The sequence below is a fragment of the Pandoraea nosoerga genome (assembly GCF_902459585.1).
Lineage (GTDB): Bacteria > Pseudomonadota > Gammaproteobacteria > Burkholderiales > Burkholderiaceae > Pandoraea > Pandoraea nosoerga.
The window spans coordinates 103,918-122,912 of sequence record NZ_CABPSC010000013.1; the positions used below are offsets into that span (position 1 = coordinate 103,918).

17 protein-coding genes, 1 tRNA gene and 1 pseudogene are annotated in these 18,995 nt (G+C 66.2%); 11 read left to right on the forward strand and 8 right to left on the reverse strand.

The features are described 5' to 3' along the window. Window positions 1–258 precede the first annotated feature (258 nt). Together PNO31109_RS22370 and PNO31109_RS16595 are read left to right on the forward strand one after the other, a co-directional pair. Window positions 259–1,419, forward strand: a complete 1,161-nt coding sequence (locus PNO31109_RS22370) for a glycosyltransferase family 9 protein (protein WP_306345256.1) — start codon at window positions 259–261, stop codon at window positions 1,417–1,419. A gap of 94 nt (window positions 1,420–1,513) precedes the next feature. Then, window positions 1,514–2,329, forward strand: coding sequence for an alpha/beta fold hydrolase (locus PNO31109_RS16595; protein ID WP_150556560.1), 816 nt, complete (start codon window positions 1,514–1,516; stop codon window positions 2,327–2,329). 39 nt (window positions 2,330–2,368) lie between these two features. Here PNO31109_RS16595 and PNO31109_RS16600 read toward each other — a convergent pair whose 3' ends face one another. Both PNO31109_RS16600 and PNO31109_RS16605 read right to left on the reverse strand, forming a co-directional pair. Further along, window positions 2,369–3,232 carry an NmrA family NAD(P)-binding protein gene (locus PNO31109_RS16600; RefSeq protein WP_150556561.1) on the reverse strand — a complete coding sequence of 288 codons (864 nt, stop codon included), beginning with the start codon at window positions 3,230–3,232 and terminating at the stop codon, window positions 2,369–2,371. A 57-nt stretch (window positions 3,233–3,289) separates the two neighbouring features. Beyond that, on the reverse strand, window positions 3,290–4,618 hold the full coding sequence (locus PNO31109_RS16605; RefSeq protein WP_206111404.1) for an FAD-dependent oxidoreductase: 1,329 nt from the start codon (window positions 4,616–4,618) through the stop codon (window positions 3,290–3,292). A 116-nt stretch (window positions 4,619–4,734) separates the two neighbouring features. Between PNO31109_RS16605 and PNO31109_RS16610 the strand changes: the two genes are divergently transcribed. Together PNO31109_RS16610 and PNO31109_RS16615 are read left to right on the forward strand one after the other, a co-directional pair. Continuing rightward, a complete protein-coding gene (locus tag PNO31109_RS16610; RefSeq protein WP_306345253.1) occupies window positions 4,735–5,622 on the forward strand; it encodes an AraC family transcriptional regulator in 888 nt (295 codons plus the stop codon). Then, window positions 5,619–6,737 carry an ArsO family NAD(P)H-dependent flavin-containing monooxygenase gene (locus PNO31109_RS16615; RefSeq protein WP_370750418.1) on the forward strand — a complete coding sequence of 373 codons (1,119 nt, stop codon included), beginning with the start codon at window positions 5,619–5,621 and terminating at the stop codon, window positions 6,735–6,737. Before PNO31109_RS16610 ends, PNO31109_RS16615 begins: the two co-directional genes overlap by 4 nt. A 225-nt stretch (window positions 6,738–6,962) precedes the next feature. On the opposite strand, the gene PNO31109_RS16620 is transcribed toward PNO31109_RS16615, so the two are convergent. After that, complete coding sequence (locus PNO31109_RS16620; RefSeq protein ID WP_241014016.1) at window positions 6,963–7,649, reverse strand: fumarylacetoacetate hydrolase family protein; 687 nt, start codon at window positions 7,647–7,649, stop codon at window positions 6,963–6,965. Between the two features lie 246 nt (window positions 7,650–7,895). On the opposite strand from PNO31109_RS16620, the pseudogene PNO31109_RS16630 reads away from it, so the two are divergent. After that, window positions 7,896–8,144 (forward strand): annotated as a pseudogene (locus PNO31109_RS16630) (integrase core domain-containing protein); the annotation flags it as partial. A gap of 241 nt (window positions 8,145–8,385) precedes the next feature. On the opposite strand, the gene PNO31109_RS16635 reads toward PNO31109_RS16630, so the two are convergent. The 4 genes from PNO31109_RS16635 to PNO31109_RS16650 all read right to left on the reverse strand — a co-directional run bounded on the left by PNO31109_RS16635 (window position 8,386) and on the right by PNO31109_RS16650 (window position 11,173). Then, a tRNA-Leu gene (locus PNO31109_RS16635) sits at window positions 8,386–8,470 on the reverse strand. Between the two features lie 116 nt (window positions 8,471–8,586). After that, window positions 8,587–9,471 (reverse strand): NAD(P)-dependent oxidoreductase, encoded by an 885-nt coding sequence (locus PNO31109_RS16640; RefSeq protein ID WP_150556564.1) that lies wholly within the window; start codon window positions 9,469–9,471, stop codon window positions 8,587–8,589. A gap of 7 nt (window positions 9,472–9,478) precedes the next feature. Next, window positions 9,479–10,600: an ABC transporter substrate-binding protein gene (locus tag PNO31109_RS16645; protein ID WP_370750440.1), complete on the reverse strand. Its 1,122-nt coding sequence runs from the start codon at window positions 10,598–10,600 to the stop codon at window positions 9,479–9,481. A gap of 192 nt (window positions 10,601–10,792) precedes the next feature. After that, entirely contained in the window at window positions 10,793–11,173 is a 381-nt protein-coding gene (locus PNO31109_RS16650; RefSeq protein ID WP_150556566.1) for a hypothetical protein, read from the reverse strand. A gap of 331 nt (window positions 11,174–11,504) precedes the next feature. Here PNO31109_RS16650 and PNO31109_RS16655 point away from each other — a divergent pair, with 331 nt between their 5' ends. Genes PNO31109_RS16655 through PNO31109_RS16665 form a run of 3 tightly spaced genes read left to right on the forward strand, consistent with a single transcriptional unit; the run spans window position 11,505 to window position 15,021 of the window. Continuing rightward, complete coding sequence (locus PNO31109_RS16655; protein ID WP_306440561.1) at window positions 11,505–12,554, forward strand: BamA/TamA family outer membrane protein; 1,050 nt, start codon at window positions 11,505–11,507, stop codon at window positions 12,552–12,554. A gap of 44 nt (window positions 12,555–12,598) precedes the next feature. After that, on the forward strand, window positions 12,599–13,750 hold the full coding sequence (locus PNO31109_RS16660; RefSeq protein WP_241014017.1) for a hypothetical protein: 1,152 nt from the start codon (window positions 12,599–12,601) through the stop codon (window positions 13,748–13,750). Next, window positions 13,750–15,021 (forward strand): BamA/TamA family outer membrane protein, encoded by a 1,272-nt coding sequence (locus PNO31109_RS16665; RefSeq protein ID WP_150556568.1) that lies wholly within the window; start codon window positions 13,750–13,752, stop codon window positions 15,019–15,021. Before PNO31109_RS16660 ends, PNO31109_RS16665 begins: the two co-directional genes overlap by 1 nt. Window positions 15,022–15,114: 93 nt before the next feature. On the opposite strand, the gene PNO31109_RS16670 is transcribed toward PNO31109_RS16665, so the two are convergent. After that, on the reverse strand, window positions 15,115–16,056 hold the full coding sequence (locus PNO31109_RS16670; protein ID WP_150556569.1) for a CysB family HTH-type transcriptional regulator: 942 nt from the start codon (window positions 16,054–16,056) through the stop codon (window positions 15,115–15,117). Between the two features lie 186 nt (window positions 16,057–16,242). On the opposite strand from PNO31109_RS16670, the gene PNO31109_RS16675 reads away from it, so the two are divergent. From PNO31109_RS16675 to cysD, 3 genes are all read left to right on the forward strand, one after another. After that, complete coding sequence (locus PNO31109_RS16675; RefSeq protein WP_150556570.1) at window positions 16,243–17,019, forward strand: sulfite exporter TauE/SafE family protein; 777 nt, start codon at window positions 16,243–16,245, stop codon at window positions 17,017–17,019. Between the two features lie 134 nt (window positions 17,020–17,153). Beyond that, window positions 17,154–17,852 carry a phosphoadenylyl-sulfate reductase gene (locus PNO31109_RS16680; RefSeq protein ID WP_241014021.1) on the forward strand — a complete coding sequence of 233 codons (699 nt, stop codon included), beginning with the start codon at window positions 17,154–17,156 and terminating at the stop codon, window positions 17,850–17,852. Window positions 17,853–18,009: 157 nt separating this feature from the next. Continuing rightward, a complete protein-coding gene (gene cysD / locus PNO31109_RS16685; RefSeq protein WP_150556571.1) occupies window positions 18,010–18,957 on the forward strand; it encodes a sulfate adenylyltransferase subunit CysD in 948 nt (315 codons plus the stop codon). Window positions 18,958–18,995: the final 38 nt, after the last annotated feature.

Below are 18,995 nucleotides of genomic sequence, written 5' to 3' on the forward strand. Positions count from 1 at the left end.
CTGGACGAGGCTCTGGCGAGCGCACGCGCCGCTGTCGAGCTCGTGCCGGAAAGCGCCGGCGCGCGGGCGGCGCTGGCGGCGGCAGAAGCGGCGGCGGAAGCGGCGGCAGAAGCGGCGGCAGAAGCGGCGGCAGAAGCGGCGGCAGAAGCGGCGGCGCAAGCGGCGGCGGGAGGGCGTGCGGCGCGAAGCGCTTCGGACACCGCGACAGCGCTCGTTGCACCGGTTGCCAACGCGTCGCAAGGGCAGACGACGCAGACGCTGGCCGCCATCCACGAGGCGGCCGCCAAGCGCATCGAATCGCAGGATTTCGAGGGCGCGGAGGCACTGCTGCGGGAGGTGGCTCGCGCGGGAGCGGCACCGATGTCGGTGTGGCGCCTTTTCGCGCTGGCCTTGCGCGCCCAGGGCAAGGCGCATGAAGGTCGGGACATTCTCGAGATGCTCGCACGCCAGGTGCCGGGCGATCTGTCGAATCGCTTCGATCTTGCCGAGACATTGCTTCTGCTGGGCGACTTCGAGCGCGGCTGGCGGGAATATCGCTATCGCTACAGTCTCGTCCACACCCAGTCCATCGAGCGCAAGGTGCAGCGTCCGCGCTGGGAGGGGCAGCCGATTCCGGGGCAGACGTTGCTCATTCACGACGAGCAGGGCTATGGCGACACGTTCCAGTTCATGCGCATGGCGCGATGGGCTCGCGAGCGCAGCCAGGCGCGCGTGATCTTCGAGGTCAATCCGCAAACGCTGTCGATCGCGAAGCGCATGTGGGGCGAGGCGGACCTCGTCGCGCGCGGCACGCTGCCGGTCGCCTTCGATCAGCATTGTGAACTGATGAGTCTGCCCATGGCCATGGGCCTCAAGCTGGAGGACCTGCCGGGCGACACGGCGTACCTGAGCGCCGATCCCGCCCGGGTCGCACATTGGCGCGATCGCCTGGCCGACGTGCCCAGACCGTGGGTCGCCGTGGTGTGGGCCGGCAGGCCCGAGCATCCCAACGACCGCAACCGCTCCATGACGCTCGGACAGCTCGCGCCGCTGGGTGCGAGCGGCGCCACGTTCCTGTCGATTCAGAAAGGCCCGGCCTCCGCGCAGGCCGCTACGCCGCCGGCAGGCATGTCGATGGTGTCGCTGAGCGACGAGATTCGCGATTTTGAAGACACGGCCGCCATCCTGCATCTCGCCGATCTGCTGATCTCCGTGGACTCGTCGCCCGTGCATCTGGCGGGGGCGATGGGGCGTCCGGTATGGGTTCTGCTGCCGTTCGTTCCCGACTGGCGCTGGCTGCTCGATCGCGACGACTCGCCGTGGTATCCCGGCATGCGCCTGTTCCGGCAGCCGGCGTTGGCACAGTGGCAGCCCGTGGTGGAGCGTGTCGCAAAGGAACTGGCGGCTTTCGCGAGCGCCTGTCGTCATGGCCAAGGCTGAGGCGCGCTCGCACCGGCACGGGGCCGTGCCGCATGCGCTTCATTCGCTTCATGCGGCTCGTGCGGCTCGTGCGCCGTGGCGCATTCCAGGTCGTGTGGCGGCGCTTGTCGCGCTGACGCTCGTTTCCGGCTGCGCGAGCTTCGATCGCAACGCTCACGCCGACTCGCTCGCGCGGCCCGCAGGACTTCGCCGGGAAGTGATCACGGCGGGGGAATTCAAACTCACGGCCTTCTCCCGAATCACGCGTGCAGACGCGCCGGTGCGCATCTATATCGAGGGCGATGGACTGGCGTGGGTGTCGCGCACGGAGCCGTCGCTCGATCCCACGCCCGTCGCGGCGACAGGGCTCGCGCTCGCTGCCGCCGACCCGGCCGGGAACGTGGTGTATCTCGCGCGTCCGTGCCAGTACACACCGATGGAGGACGACCCGCACTGCGAGACGGCGTACTGGACGGGCAAGCGGTTTGCGCCGGAGGTCGTCGCGTCGATGGATGCGGCCGTCGGACAAATGGCGTTGCGCGTGCCGGGCCAGCCCGTGGAACTGGTCGGTTATTCGGGCGGCGGCGCAATTGCCGTGCTCGTCGCGGCGCGCCGCCGCGACGTGGCATCGCTTCGCACGGTGGCCGGCAATCTCGACGTCGAATACGTCAACCGAATGCATCGGGTCTCGCCGATGCCGGCCTCGCGCAACCCCATCGACGTCGCCCGCGAGGTGGCGACGATCCCGCAGACACACTTCAGCAGTGCGCAGGACACCGTGGTGCCGCCCGAGGTCGCACGCCGATTTGCGCGGGCGGCAGGCGGCACATGCGTGAGAACGCCCGTGGTGCCCGGTGTGGCGCACGACGGCGACTGGGCGCGACGATGGCGCGCGCTGCTGGCACAGGCGCCGTCGTGCGGCGCGCCGTGAGCCGCCTGCGCGCAGCAGGTGCGTTGACGATATCCCGCCTCAGCTCTCGCGCACGAGGGCCGCGATGGCTTCGTTGAGCGTGACCTCGCCGCGCAGGGCGTGCTGCCCGCCGTCGCGAAAACGGAAACTGCCGTCGTTGAAGCCGTCTAGCATCTGAATGCGCGGCAGCGGATTACGCATGCCCTGCGCACGAAACAGGGGGTCCCAGGCGGCGCGCGGTACGGCTTCGGCGTGCACGTCGCGAACGAGCGCACGGGCGAGGGCGGCGGCGATGTCGTCGGGGGAGTAGCGCTCGGGCCCTTCGATTTCCCAGATGCGCTCGTCGTGGAAGTCGTCCTGCATGGCGCGCGCCGCGAAGTGTCCGACGTCGCTCGTCGACACCATCGGAATCGCGCGGTCGACCGGCTGCAGATAGCTCGGGAACACGCCGCGCTCGCGCGCCGGGGCGATGTCCCATGCGAAGTTCTCCATCAGCCATGCCGGGCGCAGGAACGTCACCGGCAGCGCGAGCGACGTCATTGCCGTCTCGAACATGCCCAGCGCACTGAGCAGGCTCGGCGCGTCGCGGTCCGCGCCGATGCTCGACAGGCACACGACGCGCTTCGGACGCGTGGCCGCCAGTGCTTGCCGGACGGCGTCGATCAGATGCCGCGCGTGCGAGAAGTCGGGTTCGGGATCGGCGTTGGGCGGCAGCATCACGAATACGGCCTCGCTGCCGCGAAACGCATGGGTGAGCGCCTCGACGTCGCCGTGCTCGGCCACGGCGATCTCGCCGCCCAGCGTCGCCCATCGGCTCGATCGGACAGCGTCCTGAACGACGGCCCGCAGCGGCAGTCCCGCCGTGAGCAGATGATGCCCGATCACCCCGCCAACCCGCCCCGTGATGCCCATCACCGTGTACATGGCCACTCCTCGCGCGCTTGAACGTTGCCGTAAAAGTAACACGGGAGCGGTGGTGGCTCACAGGTGAATGGCGTCCGCGGCGGAGCTCACCCGCGCTTGCGGCGGCTGGCGCCGCGCGTTGAGCAGCGCTGCCCCGGCGTCGGCCAGGCGCACGGCTTCGCGCGCACGCTCGCACATGTCGCGCTCGTGCGACGCGATGGCTTGCGCGAGCGTGATGTGTCCATCCGCGACATGCTGCAGATGCGCCGCCAGCCGCTGGGCGTCGCGCAGCGCGGTATTGGCGCCAAGGCCGCCCGCGGGGCTCATGGTGTGGACGGCATCGCCGAGGCCCGTCACGCCGTCGATCTGCCACGGCAGCGGGCTCGCCGTGCTGCGCACCGGCATTGTGCGGACGGTGTCCGGGGCGGCGTGCGTGAACAGCGAGCGCAGGTGCGGGTGCCACGTTTCGGTCAACGATTCGATGCGCGCGAGCGGCGCGCAGCCGCTGAACTCTGCGCTGACGGGGGGCGGGCCCAGCAACGTCTCCGACGGGCCCGCGAACGCCCAATAGAGGTAATCGGCCACGGGCGAGAGCGGCATGTGCTCCGGGCCGGCGTGCGCGGGCACGGACGGCGCCGGGCGGCGGAACAGCATGGCGTCGATGACGACGGCGAAGCCGTCGGCGAAGACGACCGTACTGCCTTCCATCACCGTGGCTTCACCTTGCCGGTCCATGAGCACGAGCAGTGCGGTGGTGAGCGGCGTGAGGCCATAGACGCACACGTCGCCCGTGGTGCGCGGCGCCATGCCCGGCAGCACGTACTCGCGCACGCGCGAGTGCGTGCCGTCGGCGGCGACCACGAGGCCCGGCGCGCTGCGCGTGCCATCTTCGAAGTGAGCGATGCGACGGCCGTAGTCGTCGGTCGTCGTGCGCACGAAGGTCTTGCCGAAATGGACGCGATCGAGAATGCCGTCGAGCAGGATTTCACGCAGCGTCTGGCGGTGCAGGCTGAGGTCGCCGGGAATGCCGTTGGATGCCGAATCGCGGCGTGCCGCGGCTGACGGCCCGCGGCGGCCATGGCCGCTCACGCCTGCATCGGTGTGCGCGTCATGCCAGCTCGGCGGCAGCGCGACGTTGGCCGCGTCGAGTTGCGGCGTGACGAAGCGCCCGCCCATGCGCGCGACGGCGGCACGCTCGCGCAGGCGCTCGGCGTGCGCTTCGGGCACGCATTGCGAGAGCGCATCGAAGCCGTCGGCGTCGATGCGCAGACGGTATCCCTGAAAGCGGGCGGCGGGCGCTTCGTCGCGCTCATAGACGTCGAACGAGATGCCCGCGCGGCGTAGCCCCTGGGCAAGGCACAGGCCGCCAAGACCCGCGCCGACGATGGTGACATGCAAGGCTGACATGGTGTAAATGGGCCGCCCCGAGGCGGCCGGCAGTGGCACTTCCGCCATTGTCTGCGCGCTCGACGTTGACCTGATAACATCGTTTGGTCATAAAACAATGTGAAACGGACAAAGCGATGCTGACCGATCTGTCGCCTGTGCCGATGTTGACGCCACGGATCGCGCTGGACGATACGCCGCTCGCCCGCGCCAAGCCGAACGACCGCCTCGATGGCCCGCCCGTATGGGCGTTCGGCGGACGCGACCAGGAGCGCAGCCTTTTCCGCGTGGGCACCCGCGAGCTGGACTGGCATTCGCACGTGCGCGGGCAACTGTTCTGTATTCATTCAGGGCTCGTTCAGGTTCACACGCCAATGGGCGCGTGGCTGCTGCCGCCGTATCGGGCGGGGTGGATTCCGCCGGGGATGACGCATCGCGTGTCGCTCACCGGCGTGGTGAGCGGATGGATCGTGCTGGTGGCCCCGCATGCGGCGGCGGGGCTACCCGACGCGCCGCGTGTGGTCGGCGTGTCGGAGTTGCTGGCGGCGCTCGTCAATCGGGCGTGTTCGTGGGCGGCGCGCGAGACGTTGAGCGAGGACGAGATGCGTCTGTCGCAGGTGCTTGTCGACGAGATCGGGCGCTCGCCGGCCGAGCCGCTCGGGCTGCCGATGCCGAGTGACGCGCGGGCGCTGCGGATCGCGCGCACGGTGCTCGGCGATCTGGGCGCGCATACGCCGCTCGAGGCGCTCGCGCGGCGCGCCGGTGTGTCCTCGCGCACGGCCAGGCGGCTGTTCGTTGCCGAGACCGGTATGGCGTTCACGCAGTGGCGTCAGCAGGCGCGTCTGGTCAGCGCGCTCGAGCGGCTGGCCAACGGCGAGCCGGTTGGCACGATCGCAGACTCGCTGGGTTATTCGACGCCGAGCAACTTCATTGCGATGTTTCGGCGCGCGTTCGGTGAGTCGCCGGGGCGCTATTTCCGGCAGGTGGGGCCGCGCGTGCAGGCGCATGAGGAGGACGCGGCATGACCGGGCGCGACGCGGCAGCGATGCGGCACGTCGATACGCTCGTGGTCGGCGGCGGCCAGTCGGCGCTCGCAACGGCATATTTCCTGCGTCGCTGGGCGGTGGACTACGTCGTACTCGACGATCAGCCCGCGGCGGGCGGGGCGTGGCAAAACGCGTGGCCGTCCTTGCAGCTTTTTTCCCCCGCGCAGTGGAGTTCGTTGCCCGGCTGGCCAATGCAAGGCGGCGAGCGGCACTACCCGTCGCGCGACGACATCGTGGCGTACTTGCGCGAGTACGAAGCGCGCTACGCCATACCGGTGCGCCGGCCCGTCCATGTGTCGACGATCGTCGCCCGCAACGACGGGCTTCATGTGCGCACCGATCACGGCGACTGGCTGGCGCAAACGGTCGTCAGCGCGACCGGGTCGTGGCGCGCGCCGTATGTGCCGGCATATCCGGGGCAGGAGGCGTTTCGGGGGCGTCAGATGCACTCCGCAGACTACCGGGGGGCGCAGGCGCTGCAGGGGCTGAAGGTGCTGGTCGTCGGGGGAGGCAATTCCGGGGCGCAGATTCATGCCGAGGTGTCGCGATGGAGCGAGGCGACATGGGTTACGCTCGCGCCGCCGTCGTATTTGCCCGACGACGTCGACGGGCGGGTTCTGTTCGAGCGTGCGACGGCGCGATGGCAGGCGGCGCGACGCGGCGAGCCCGATCCGTACCCGAAGGGCGGCTTGGGCGATATCGTCATGGTGCCGTCGGTGCGCGAGGCACGCGCGCGCGGTGTGCTGCACGCGGTGCGACCGTTCTCGCGCTTCGTCGATGATGGCGTGGTGTGGCCGGACGGCACGCATTCGCACGTCGACGTCGTCATCTGGTGCACCGGCTTTCGCCCAGCGCTGCAGCATCTGGATGGGCTGCAACTTGCCGACGCGCAGGGGCGAATACGCGTGTCGGGAACGCGCGCCGCCGACGAGCCGAGGTTGTGGCTGGTGGGCTATGGCGAGTGGACGGGCTACGCGTCGGCGACGTTGATCGGTGTCATGCGAAGCGCGAGGGCAACGGCGCAGGAAATCGTCGCCCATCTCGAAGGACGGCCAACGTTGGGAGATTCAGGCGCGCCAGGTGAACACGCGTGAACGATCGTTTCCACGAGAGCCTGAAGCTCCTGTTGTTTGTCCGTCGCGAACACATCAAACGGTTCGAAAACCGAAAATGCCCAGGCCAGCAAGCGTGGAGAGCACCGAAAGTGCGCCCCTTCGGATGCGGACGATGCTCGTTGAGCTCAGGAAAGGTTCTCAGGAACGTGGCAAAGAACATCCTGTCCCTGGTCTCGCGCTTCGCGCTCGCACATGCGGAAAACATCAACGCACGACGCGATTCCTCAATACGCCGATGCCCTCCACCTCCAGCTCGACGGTATCGCCCGGCGAGAGAAACCGCATAAGCTCAAGTCCGCAACCGCCTTCGACGGTGCCTGACCCGATGAATTCGCCCGGGTAAAGCGTTTCGCTGCGCGAGATATGCGCGATCAGGTCTTCGAACTTCCAATACATCGTGTTCGATCGGGCACGTGTCCATTCTTCGCCGTTGACGCGGGCAATCATCGTCAGGTTATAGGGGTCGGTGAGTTCGTCGGCAGTGACGAGGCAAGGCCCCATCGGATTTGCCGTGTCGAAATCCTTGCCTTTTGCCGGACCCAGTTGACCTCCCATTTCGGCAGTCTGTGCGTCGCGGGCGGTCATGTCGTTGAAGATCGTATAGCCGTATATGTAGCTGCGCGCCGCTTCCTTCGACACGTCCGTGGCTTGCTTGCCGACGAAGAAGCCGAACTCCAGCTCGAAGTCCAGGACATTGCTGTAAGCGGGCCAGCGAACATCGTGGTCGGTGCCGATCACGGCGAACCGGTTGGCCTTGTAGTAGATGGGCTGCTCATAGAACGTCTTCGGAACGGCGAGAATGCCCTCGCGCTCCAACTCGGCGAACTTCGCTTCGGGGTCGGGAAACTGCTGCGCACGCAGCCTTCGGGCATTGCGAAACGCCTGGACCAAATGGCCTTCGAAGCACAGGCAATCTCTCATCTGTACGGGGGGCTGAACCGGGGCGTCCAGAATCGCGTCGGCGCGCGGAATGCGGGCGCTGGCGGGAGCACTTCGGATAGGGATTTCGCGCTCGCTGTTCCACTACGAATCACGCCGCCGAGTTGACGACGAAGCGCTGACTGGCCGGATGATGGCCATCGCCGCGCAGAAGCGTCGCTACGGCTATCGCCGGATTCACGTGCTGTTGCAGCGGGATGGGCCTACGAAGCCGGTGTCACGCTGTCGTTCATTCGGCCTGGCAAGCCGGTGGAGAACGCCTATATCGAGAGCTTCAACGGGCGGTTCCGCGATGAATGCCTGAACGAGCACTGGTTCGTCTCAATGCGCCACGCCAAGCGACCGATTGAAGAATGGCGTATCGAGTACAACACCGAGCGGCCTCATAGTTCGCTCGGCTATCTGACGCCTGTGCAGTTCGCCCGGGCGCACGACGCGAAGCAGTAGTTTTTAACCTCGAGCTCTAACTGCAGTCCGGACTAAAACCGGGGGCAGGTCAATCTCGATAGAAGTCCGATTACTGGGATGCACTGCTCCTCACGCTTGCCGACAGAGTAATGGATCGAGGCAAAAAGCCACATCCCTGATCGGGGCATTGCAGCGTGCTCCATGGTGATTTTGCGGAATATTCCGCAATCTGTGGATAACTACGTTGGTGAGTGCTTCGGCGGAACGCCAAGAATTCTAGTGGTGCCCAGGGCCGGAATCGAACCGGCACGCCTTGCGGCGGGGGATTTTGAGTCCCCTGCGTCTACCAATTTCACCACCTGGGCGGGTGTGCGTTCACCGGACGGTGTCGCAGCGTGGTTCGTGCGATGCCCCATGGGCTACCGGACGAAGGCGAGATTATGACCGAAATTCGCCGCGGCCACAAGCCCGCCCACGGCCTTCAGTGGACCTGTTGCTGGCCCTCCAGCACGCGCAGCAGCGACGACGTGTCGTCATGCCCCCAGCCGTTCTCCATCAGCGCCGTCAACTGTCCCTTCACCAGCGACAGCGCCGGCAGCGACAGGCCGGCCTCGGCGACCGCGTCGAGGATCATCGAGAAGTCCTTGTCGTGCAGCCGCGCTTCGATGCCTGCGGAGAAGTCGCGATGCGCCATCTTCGGACCCATCATGTCGAGCATGCGGCTGCCCGCGAGTCCCTGCGAGATCGCCTCGATGACCTTGTCCTGGTCCACGCCGCTGCGCGCCGCGAACAGCATTGCCTCCGCAATGCCCTGGATGTTGATTACCTGCACGATCTGGTTGCACGCCTTCGCCACCTGACCAGCGCCGACCTCGCCGACGTGCGTGATGGTCGTGCCCAGCACCGAGAGCAGCGGCTTGACCGTCTCGAAGTCCTCGCGCGAGGCGCCGACCATGATCGACAGCGACGCCTGCGCCGCGCGCGTGGGGCCGCCAGACACCGGCGCGTCCACGAATCGAATGCCCCGGCGCGCCAGGCGCTCTGCTATGCGCCGCGTCGCCTCCGCCGAGATCGTGCTGTGATCCATGCAGATGGCGCCGGGCCGGGCGCCCTGCGCCACCCCGTTCTCGCCGAGGAGCACCGCCTCGACGTCCTGGGTCGTGGTGACGTTGGTAATGACGAAATCGGCCTGCGCCGCCGCGAGGGCCGGCGTCTCGAAAAACGTCGCGCCCTTTTCGACGAACGGCGCGGCCGACTCGGGGCGGCGGGCGTACAGATGCAGCCGATGGCCCGCCGCCATCAGATGACGAACCATCTGGCCGCCCATGGCGCCCAGCCCGACGAATGCAATGGTGGATGTCGTCATGCCGCTATCAATCCGAGACGTACACGAACTTCCCGTTCTTGATCTGACCCATCACGCCCGCGCGCTGGTCCAACCCTACGTGATCCTGCGGGCTCAGGTTCATGATGCCGTTGGGAATCGCGAGATTGCGCGTCGATTCGAGCGCGTCGCGCAGCGCCGAGCGAAACGCCGGCGTGCCGGGGGCGGCCGTCTTCGCCGCGCGCGGCACGGCGTCATTGAGCAGGTCCCACACGCCATAGGCGTCCGCCGCGAACTGGGTCACGGTGTCCGCGCCATATTTCGCCTCGTACTTTTTGGTAAAGGCCAGCGCGGCCGTGCGCGCCGGATGGCCCGCCGGCAGCGTCTTGGCAACGACGCCCGGCTGGGTCGGGAACAGCGTGCCCTCGACGTCCTTGCCGCCCACGCGAACGAAGTCATACGTGGCGATACCGTGCGTCTGGTAGATCTTGCCGCCGTAGCCTCGTTCCTGCAGCGTGCGCTGCGGCAACGCGGCAGGAGTGCCCGAGCCCGCGACGAGGATCGCATCGGGCTTGGCCGCCATCAGCTTGAGCACCTGGCCAGTGACGCTCGTGTCCGTCCGGTTGAAACGCTCCTGCGCCACGATCTTGAGCTTGCGCAACTCGGCGAACTTCGAGAATTCCTTCCACCAGCTCTCGCCGTAGGCGTCGGCAAAGCCGATGAAGCCCACGGTCTTGACGCCGTGATTGGCCATGTAACGGGTCATCACGTCGGCCATGGCCGAATCGTTGGCGGCCATCTTGAACGCCCAGCGCCGCTTGGCGTCCTGCGGCTCCACGGCGACGGCCGAGCCGATCAGCGTGATCATGGGCGTTTCGGCCTCGGAGATTGGATCGAGCATGGCCAGCGCGCTCGGCGTGATGTTCGGCCCGACGATCACGTCGACCTTGTTCTCGCTGATGAGCTTGCGCGCGTTCTTCACGGCCGTGCCCGGATCGGAGCCGTCGTCCAGGAACACGTAATGCGCTTTCTGGCCGCCGATCTGATCCGGCCAGAGCTGCATGGCGTTCTTGCTGGCAATGCCGATGGCGGCCGCGGGGCCGGTCGACGACAGGTCGATGCCGACGGTGATGTCGGCACGGGCCGCCGTCGTCACGCCGGCGAGGGTCATGGCAAGCACCACGCCCGAGAGGCGGATGCCGCGAAGAGCTGAGCGCATGGGGTCTCCTTGTAGACGAATCGCATAAGCATACCGCACCGCTTGCGTTCCTCCAGCCAGGAAAAATAGTTGGTCCGCGGGTGTCGGTCGACCGGTGCGGGTGACCTCCGGCATCCGGTCGCCCACATCAGCGCGGCATGGAACTCAATATTCGGAAAATTGTTTTTGACGAAACCTTGCTGTCTGATTTAGTGTTTTGTTGTGAATTCTTGTTTTTGATTGTGAGTGGGTAATTAAACCGTAATTTAAATTACGATGATTTTTTCTGTTGCATGAATTTCCATGTCTGAACCGGGCAGCCGGGCAGCCGGGCAGCCGGGCAGTCGGGCAATAGGCGCGCCGCTTCTGCACGCGGTGAACGGCGGGGCGTGTCGTGGCGCGCGCATTTGCACCGTGGCGAGGGGCGTGCGGCAGCGACGAAATGCGCCATGTGGCGCCGTCTAGTGCATGCGTAATGCCGCGCAACGCCGTGCAATGCGACGTAATGGTCTGCGCCAGCCACAGATGGCCGGTATTCGAGGGCAAGGCGACTTGATGAGGATTCGGTGATCGTTGTTTTATCGAAATTGATTGTGTTTATTGTTTTTCGATGAGGTGATTTGATTTATTCGAGGGTGATTATTTAAATCGTCATGAAGTACTCGCTTCCGGAGGGCGAATAACTCATGCGGAATCTGTTGCGGATTTGCCTGCGCCGCGCAGCCGTGGGCTGGAGCCTGATACTGCTCGCGCCGATCGCTTATGGCCCGCCTGTGCGGCGTATGCCGAGACGATGGCCACCGTCGCGCCGCCGTCGGCGGAGCCGACTCCGACTGTCCCGGCCGCTGCCGCCGATGCGTCATCGAAGTCCCGCAAGGTGTCCTGGCACTCGCCGGAGGATGGCAAATTCGACGCGAGCGACTTTTTGCTGAACCATCGCGGCGCGCTGCCGGTGCCCATGATCATCACCGAGCCCGCCGTTGGCTACGGGGGCGGTGTCGCATTGATGTTCTTCTCCGAGTCGATGGCCGACGCCGCGCAAAACGCCAGGGAGACCGGTGTGATGTCGCCGCCGAACATTACCGCCGTCGGCGGGATGTACACGGAAAACGGCACTTGGGGCGCAGGCCTCATGCACTTTCACACCTGGGGCGGTGACTCGATTCGCTATCTGGGCGGCCTTGCCAAGGTCAACATGAAGACCGACTACTATGGGCTGCTCAATTCACCGCGCTCTTACCAGCTCAATGGCTGGCTGCTGGTCCAGCAGGTGCTGTTCCGGCTGGGGCACTCGCATTGGTTCGTGGGGCCGCGCTACACCTATTTCGACTCGAACACGCATTTCACCGGCCAGGTGGCCCAGGAAGTCGGGGTGCCGGATGCCCAACGGCGCATCGGCAAGGTCGGCGTCGTGATCGATTACGACACGCGCGACAACATGTTCTTCCCGAACCGCGGCAGCTATATGGAGCTGGAGATTCAGGCGGCGCGTCCATGGGCCGGCAGTTCGCAGTCGTTCGAGACGTATAACGGACGCGGCTACACGTGGTTGCCGCTCGGTCGCGCCTGGGTGCTCGGCCTGCGAGTCGACGGACGCTTCTCTGCCGGCGACACTCCTTTCTACGCGCAGCCTTACGTGAAACTGCGCGGCGTCCAGCAAGGCCGGTATCAGGACCGCAACGCGGCCATGCTCGAAGCCGAACTGCGATGGAACGTCGTACCGCGTTGGTATGTGCTCGGCTTCACGGGGGCGGGGCGAGCGTGGGGCAAGTGGAAGACGTTCTCCGACGCCGACAACGTGATCAGCGTGGGGGCCGGCTTCCGCTATCTGATTGCGTCCAAGCTCGGGCTTGCCGTTGGCATCGACGTGGCGCACAGCAAAGGCGAGAACGCGTTCTATATCCAGGTCGGCAGCGCCTGGCATTGAGGCGCGCGACTGTCATCCACCGGACGAGACGATAGGACGAATGCATGCGAATGGGGCCAAATGCGCGTTTCCGCAAGGGTGTGGCGCTCGCGGCGGTGTGCCTGTGTGGCGCGGCGACCGATGCCGCCGCCTGGAGCGCGGGGGCGACGGGGGCGACGATGGTCTCGCCCACCGCGTCGGAGAGCGCCGACGGCGATGTCGCGGCGCGGCGCGGGTGGTATCGCGGCGTCATCGGCCCGACGGCAACCCCGGACACAGGCGCGGCGCCGACCCCAGCCGCCCCGGGCGACGCCGCGACGGCGAACGCCTCCGCATCGGCGGGCGGCACGGCGACCACCGCTGCGCCGGCGCCCAGGCATTGGGACCGGGCGCTGCCGTTTTTCGCGCAACGCGTCATCGACCGGGGATACGATCTGCCCAATCCCTATGACATCGGCTATTCCTATTTCAACGGCACGCAGCGCTACCAGCTCAGTCACCTGATGGTCGGTGCGAACGGCAACCCACTGCGCTCGGCGGACTTCGTGCAGTTCGATCAGTCGCGCATTCGGAGCGAGTCGAACCAGTTTCAGCTCGGCGCGTGGCTGTTCCCGTTCATGAACGTGTACGCGATCGTGGGCAATGTGCGCGGCGGCGGCGACATCAACATCAGTTTCTCCTCGCTCACGGCGCTCGAGCAGTTCTTCGGCCTGAACGTCGGTTGTGCCGGCAGACGGCCACGGCCCGACTGCGCCAACCCGATCAAGCTTCCCACGCAGCGCGCCAACTATAGCGGGCACACATATGGCGCCGGGTTCACGCTCGTGGGTACGTATGGCGACGTGTTCTTCTCGTTGCCGGTGACGTATACGGTGTCGGACATCTCGATGTCCGAGTCGTTGATTCAGTCATGGAACATCTCGCCGCGCGTGGGCTGGAATCTCCGCCTGGGCGCCTACGGGATCCTCACACCGTATGTCGGCGCGACGTGGTTCCGCACCCGGGCCACGATCACCGGCCACTTCGATATCCCGATCGAGGCGGCGCCCGGGCAGACGCAGCGGCTGGACTACCGGATCGACGAGTCCGTGACGGGCAGTTGGAGCGGTGTGGCCGGAGTGAGCTGGGCGGCGAGCAAACGTTTCGGGCTGCTTGCGGAGTTCGGTTACGGCTATCATCGCAACGACGTCATCCTCACGGCGTTTCTGAGGTTCTGATGCGCGCGCCGCGGATTGCCACGGCGGGGCGGGATATGCGGCTCGGCGGCACGGCCGCCGTGCTGCTCGCCGTCAGCGCATGTGCCTGGGCGCCGCCGGCGTGGGCCCTCGACGCCGGCACCCAGACGTCCGTTGCCGCACCCGCGGCCGGCTCGGCGACGACCGTGCCGGCCGACACATCGGCGACGGGAGCTTCGCCTGCCACGCGGCAAGGCTGGATCGATCGCCTGCTCGCGAAGCTCGGCGCGGCCGACAAGGTCGACGTGAGCCACGGGATGGACTGGGGCGTCATGCCGGGCCCGTTCTACAACCCCGAGATGGGGTTCGGCATTGGCGCGGCCGCCGTTGGCCTGTACAAGACGCGAGATGCCTTGCCCACGACGCAACTCTCGACCATGACGATCCACGGCTTCGGTACCACGACCGGCGCGTTCGGTATCGGCGTGGACAACACGACGTTTTTCACCGACGACCGGTTTCGCTTCGTCTTCGCGGGTGCGCTGGTCAATATGCCGACGCAGTACTGGGGAATCGGCTACACGAGTGCAAGCAACGACGACAATCGGGAGAAGTACACCAAGCGCAGCGCCTTCGTGCGGCCGACCTTCCTCTGGCGACTCTGGCCCAGCGCCTACGGCGGCTTCGGCGTCGACGCGCACTTCGATTCGGCGGTGAACCGGGACAAGGGTGACGCCAGCGCGTTCGTTACGGACCCCATCGGTCCGTATGTGCGCAGCATCGGCGTGAGCGCCAACTTTTCCTACGACACCCGCGACTTCATTCCGAACCCGTACCGCGGCCAGGCGTTGATCCTCACCGGCACTTTCTACCGGCGCGCCTTCGGCAGCAGCACGGCGTTCGAGTCGCTGGAATGGTCCTACGATCACTACACGCGGTTTCGCGAGCGCGATGTGCTGGCGGTGGACGTCTACGGGAAGTTCAGTTGGGGCGACGTGCCGTGGAGCATGATGCCGACGTTTGGCGATGGCAAGCACATGCGCGGCTATTTTCTCGGCCAGTACCGGGACAGGAACATGCTCACGGCGCAGGTGGAATACCGACTGCATCTCACGGGACGCCACGGGATGGTCGTGTGGCTGGGGGCGGGGGCGATCGCCGATCGCCCCGGTAACCTGGCCTCGGCGCACTGGTTGCCCAACGGCGGCGTGGGCTATCGCTTCGAATTCAAGCCACGAGTAAACGTGCGATTCGATGTCGGTTTCGGTCGCCAGACGCGCGGCGTCTACTTCCAGATCAACGAGGCGTTCTAGCGCGCTGATCCATCACGCCGAAAGCGGGGAGGGTGCCGCCCGGTTCGTTGTCGCCGGCACAGCGGCCGCGGGTGGACCGCCTCCGCCTCGCACTCAAAGCTCGTAGTTCTCGTGCTCGCCGCGCAGCGCCTGCTCGACGAGCTTGCGGGTGAGGATCGGCGAGAGCAGCTCCACCATGGTGAAGACGTAGCCGCGCAGGTATGCGCCCTGCTTGAGCGCGACGCGCGTTACGTTCGTGCCGAAAAGGTGCCCGACCTGGATGGCGCGCAGATTGCGGTCACGCTCCGGATCGAACGCCACCCCCGCGAGAATCCCCACGCCCAGACCCAGTTCCACGTAGGTCTTGATGACGTCGGCATCGATCGCCTCGAGCACGATATCCGGCGGTACGTGGCGCAGGGCGAACGCCTGATCGATCTTGGCGCGTCCGGCGAACTGCGGGTCGTAGGTGATCAGCGGATACTTGGCGAGATCTTCGATGCCGACCGACGATAGTTGCAGCAGCGGATGGTCGGGTGGCACCACGGCCACATGCTGCCACTGATAGCACGGCAGCGAGACCAGATCCTTGTAACCGGCGATGGCTTCGGTGGCGATGGCCAGGTCCGCCTGGTCATGCAGCACCATTTCTGCGATCTGCGTGGGGCTACCCTGGAGAATCGACAGCCGCACCTTGGGGAAGCGCTTCTTGAATTCGGCCACCGCGTGCGGCAGCGAGTAGCGCGCCTGCGTGTGCGTGGTCGCGATGGTGAGGCTGCCCTGGTCCTGGGCGGCATAGTCCTTGCCGATGCGCTTGAGGCTTTCCACCTCTAGAAGGATGCGCTCTATCGATTCGAAGATGATGCGCCCGGGCTCCGTCAGGTTACGGATGCGCTTGCCATGCCGGGCAAAGATGTCCACCCCGAGTTCTTCCTCGAGTTCGATGATTGCCTTGGAGACCCCCGGCTGAGAGGTAAAGAGCGCCTTGGCGGCCTCCGTCAGATTGAAATTCTGGCGGACGGCCTCGCGCACGAAACGGAACTGGTGCAGGTTCATTTGTATAACTTTAGAAAATATACAAACAATTTTTAATTCGTTTGAAGTATATAGCCTTTTCATTACAGTGGGTGCCACTGTTTCGATAACGTTATTCCCGCCAGGCATTAAGCATTCGACAGGCATTCGACACATTCGGCAGGCACCTGGCCTGCACCCAACCCGCACCCAACAGGAACGTCATTCATGTCGCTGTGGCTCGAACCCATTTCCGGATTTGGCGTCGGCCTGCTGGTCGGGCTGACCGGTGTGGGCGGCGGCTCGCTGATGACGCCCCTGCTCACGTTGCTGCTCGGCTATGCCGCGCCGGTCGCGGTCGGCACCGATCTGGCGTTCGCGGCCATCACGAAGAGCTTCGGCACCGTGGCGCACCGCGCGCACGGCCACGTGAAGTGGCACATCGTGCGCCGCCTGATCCTCGGCGCGCTGCCCGCGGCGCTCGTCACGATCCTTGGCCTCAAGCGCCTGGGCGAGATCGACGACGGGGCCTTGCACGTCATCAAACTGACGATCGCCGCATCGGTGTTGCTCACGGTGCTCTCGCTGCTTTTTCGCGCGAAGCTGCTCGCCACGCTGCGCGCCCACCCGAACTGGCAGTTGACGGGATCCGCGCAGGCGGGCGCGACGGTGCTCGTCGGCGCCGTGCTCGGCGTGCTGGTCACGATTTCCTCGATCGGCGCGGGCGCCGTTGGCGCGACGCTGATCCTGATGCTGTACCCGCAACTGGAGCCGGCCGAAGTCGCCGGCACCGATATCGCCTACGCGGTGCCGCTCACGGCCATTGCCGCGTTGGGCCATATCTGGCTCGAGACGGTGCATTGGGCACTGCTCGGCAGTCTGCTGATCGGCTCGCTGCCCGGCATCTGGCTGGGCGCGAAGCTCGCCCGTCACTTGCCCGAGCGCATCGTGCGCGGGGCGCTGGCGGCGACGCTCACGCTCGCCGCGGTGAAGCTGGTCGGCTGACACCCCACGGAACACAAGGAGTTCGCGAGATGCGAAACGAAACCCGTCCCGAGGCCGCGATTCAGGCCGACAAGACCACGGTGCCGCCAAGCGCTGCCGATGCCGAGCATCAGGACATGGCGCTGCTCGACGAAATGGAGGCCGTGCTGGCCGAGCGCCTCACGCGCATCGCGCGCTCGCATCGCAACGTGAAGTTCGCGAGCAGCCTGGCTGCCGAGGACATGCTCATCACGCACGTGATTCTGCGCGAGCGGCTGCCGATCGCCATCTTCACGCTGAACACCGGGCGGCTGCATGCCGAGACGCTGGGCATGATCGATCGCATCAAGTCTCGCTACGGTTATGACGTCGTGCAGTACGCGCCGCAGGCCGAAGCCGTCGACGCATACGTCGCCGAGCATGGCGCGAACGCGTTTTACGAAAGCGTGGACCTGCGCAAGGCGTGCTGCCAGATCCGCAAGGTCGAGCCGCTCGGCCGCGCCCTTGCCGACGCCGATGCATGGCTCACCGGCCAGCGCCGGGAGCAGTCGGTCACGCGCGGCGAACTGGCCTTCGCCGAGCACGACGACGCGCGCGGCATCGCCAAGTACAACCCGCTGTTCGACTGGACCGAAGCGCAGGTGTGGGCGTATCTGACGGCGCGCGACGTGCCCGTCAATCCGCTGCACGCGCGAGGCTACCCGAGTATCGGCTGCGAGCCGTGTACGCGTGCCATCCGCCCGGGCGAAGACAGCCGCGCCGGACGCTGGTGGTGGGAGTCGCGCGACAGCAAGGAGTGTGGGCTGCACGCGAGCAATCTGAGCAAGATCCCGGTCTCGGTGCAATCGGGCTGAGCGCCTGCGGGCGCGACGCCGGCGAGCGAGGGGAGCGAGGCGAGCGAGGGGAAAGAGGGCCGCCACGGCAGAACGAATGAGGATGCGAGGCCGCGCATGGCGGACATCGCGGCAAACCGAATCTACGGAATCACGGAATCATAAAGGAAGGAACACTATGGGTGCGATGCACGAAGTCGCGCAGGCCAACGGCGCGCGCATGGACCATCTGGACTGGCTCGAAGCCGAATCGATGTACATCCTGCGCGAAGTCGTGGCCGAGTGCCGCAAGCCGGCGCTGCTGTTCTCGGGCGGCAAGGATTCGGTCGTGGTGCTGCATCTGGCGCTCAAGGCATTCGGCCTGGGCCCGAATCGCAAGACCGTCCTGCCGTTCCCGCTCGTTCATATCGACACCGGGCACAACTATCCGGAAGTGATCGAATTCCGCGACCGTCACGCCAAGGCGCTCGGCGCTGAACTGGTCGTCGGCCATGTGGAAGATTCGATCCGCCGCGGCACGGTGCGTCTGCGTCGTGAGAACGATTCGCGCAACGCCGCGCAGGCCGTGACGCTGCTCGAGACGATCGCCGAACACGGTTTCGACGCGATGATCGGCGGCGCGCGCCGCGACGAGGAAAAGGCGCGCGCGAAGGAGCGCATCTTCTCGTTTCGCGACGAATTCGGCCAGTGGGACCCGAAGGCGCAGCGCCCCGAACTGTGGCATCTGTTCAACGCGCGTCTGCACAGCGGCGAACACCTGCGCGTGTTCCCGATCTCGAACTGGACCGAACTGGACGTGTGGCAGTACATTGCCCGCGAGAAGCTCGATCTGCCCTCAATTTATTACGCGCATGAGCGTGAGATCGTGCGCCGCAACGGCCTGCTGGTGCCGGTCACGCCGCTCACGCCGAAGCAGGACGGCGAGTCGAGCGAGTACGCTTCGGTGCGTTTTCGCACGGTCGGCGACATCAGTTGCACGTGCCCGGTGGCGAGCGTCGCGGCCAGCCCGGTGGAGATCATCGCCGAGACGGCCGTGACCGACATTACCGAGCGCGGCGCCACGCGCATGGACGATCAGGCGTCCGAGGCGGCGATGGAGCAGCGCAAGAAGCAGGGGTATTTCTGAAGCTGCGACGCGTCGCCATCAGCCCCAACGTTCAGAGA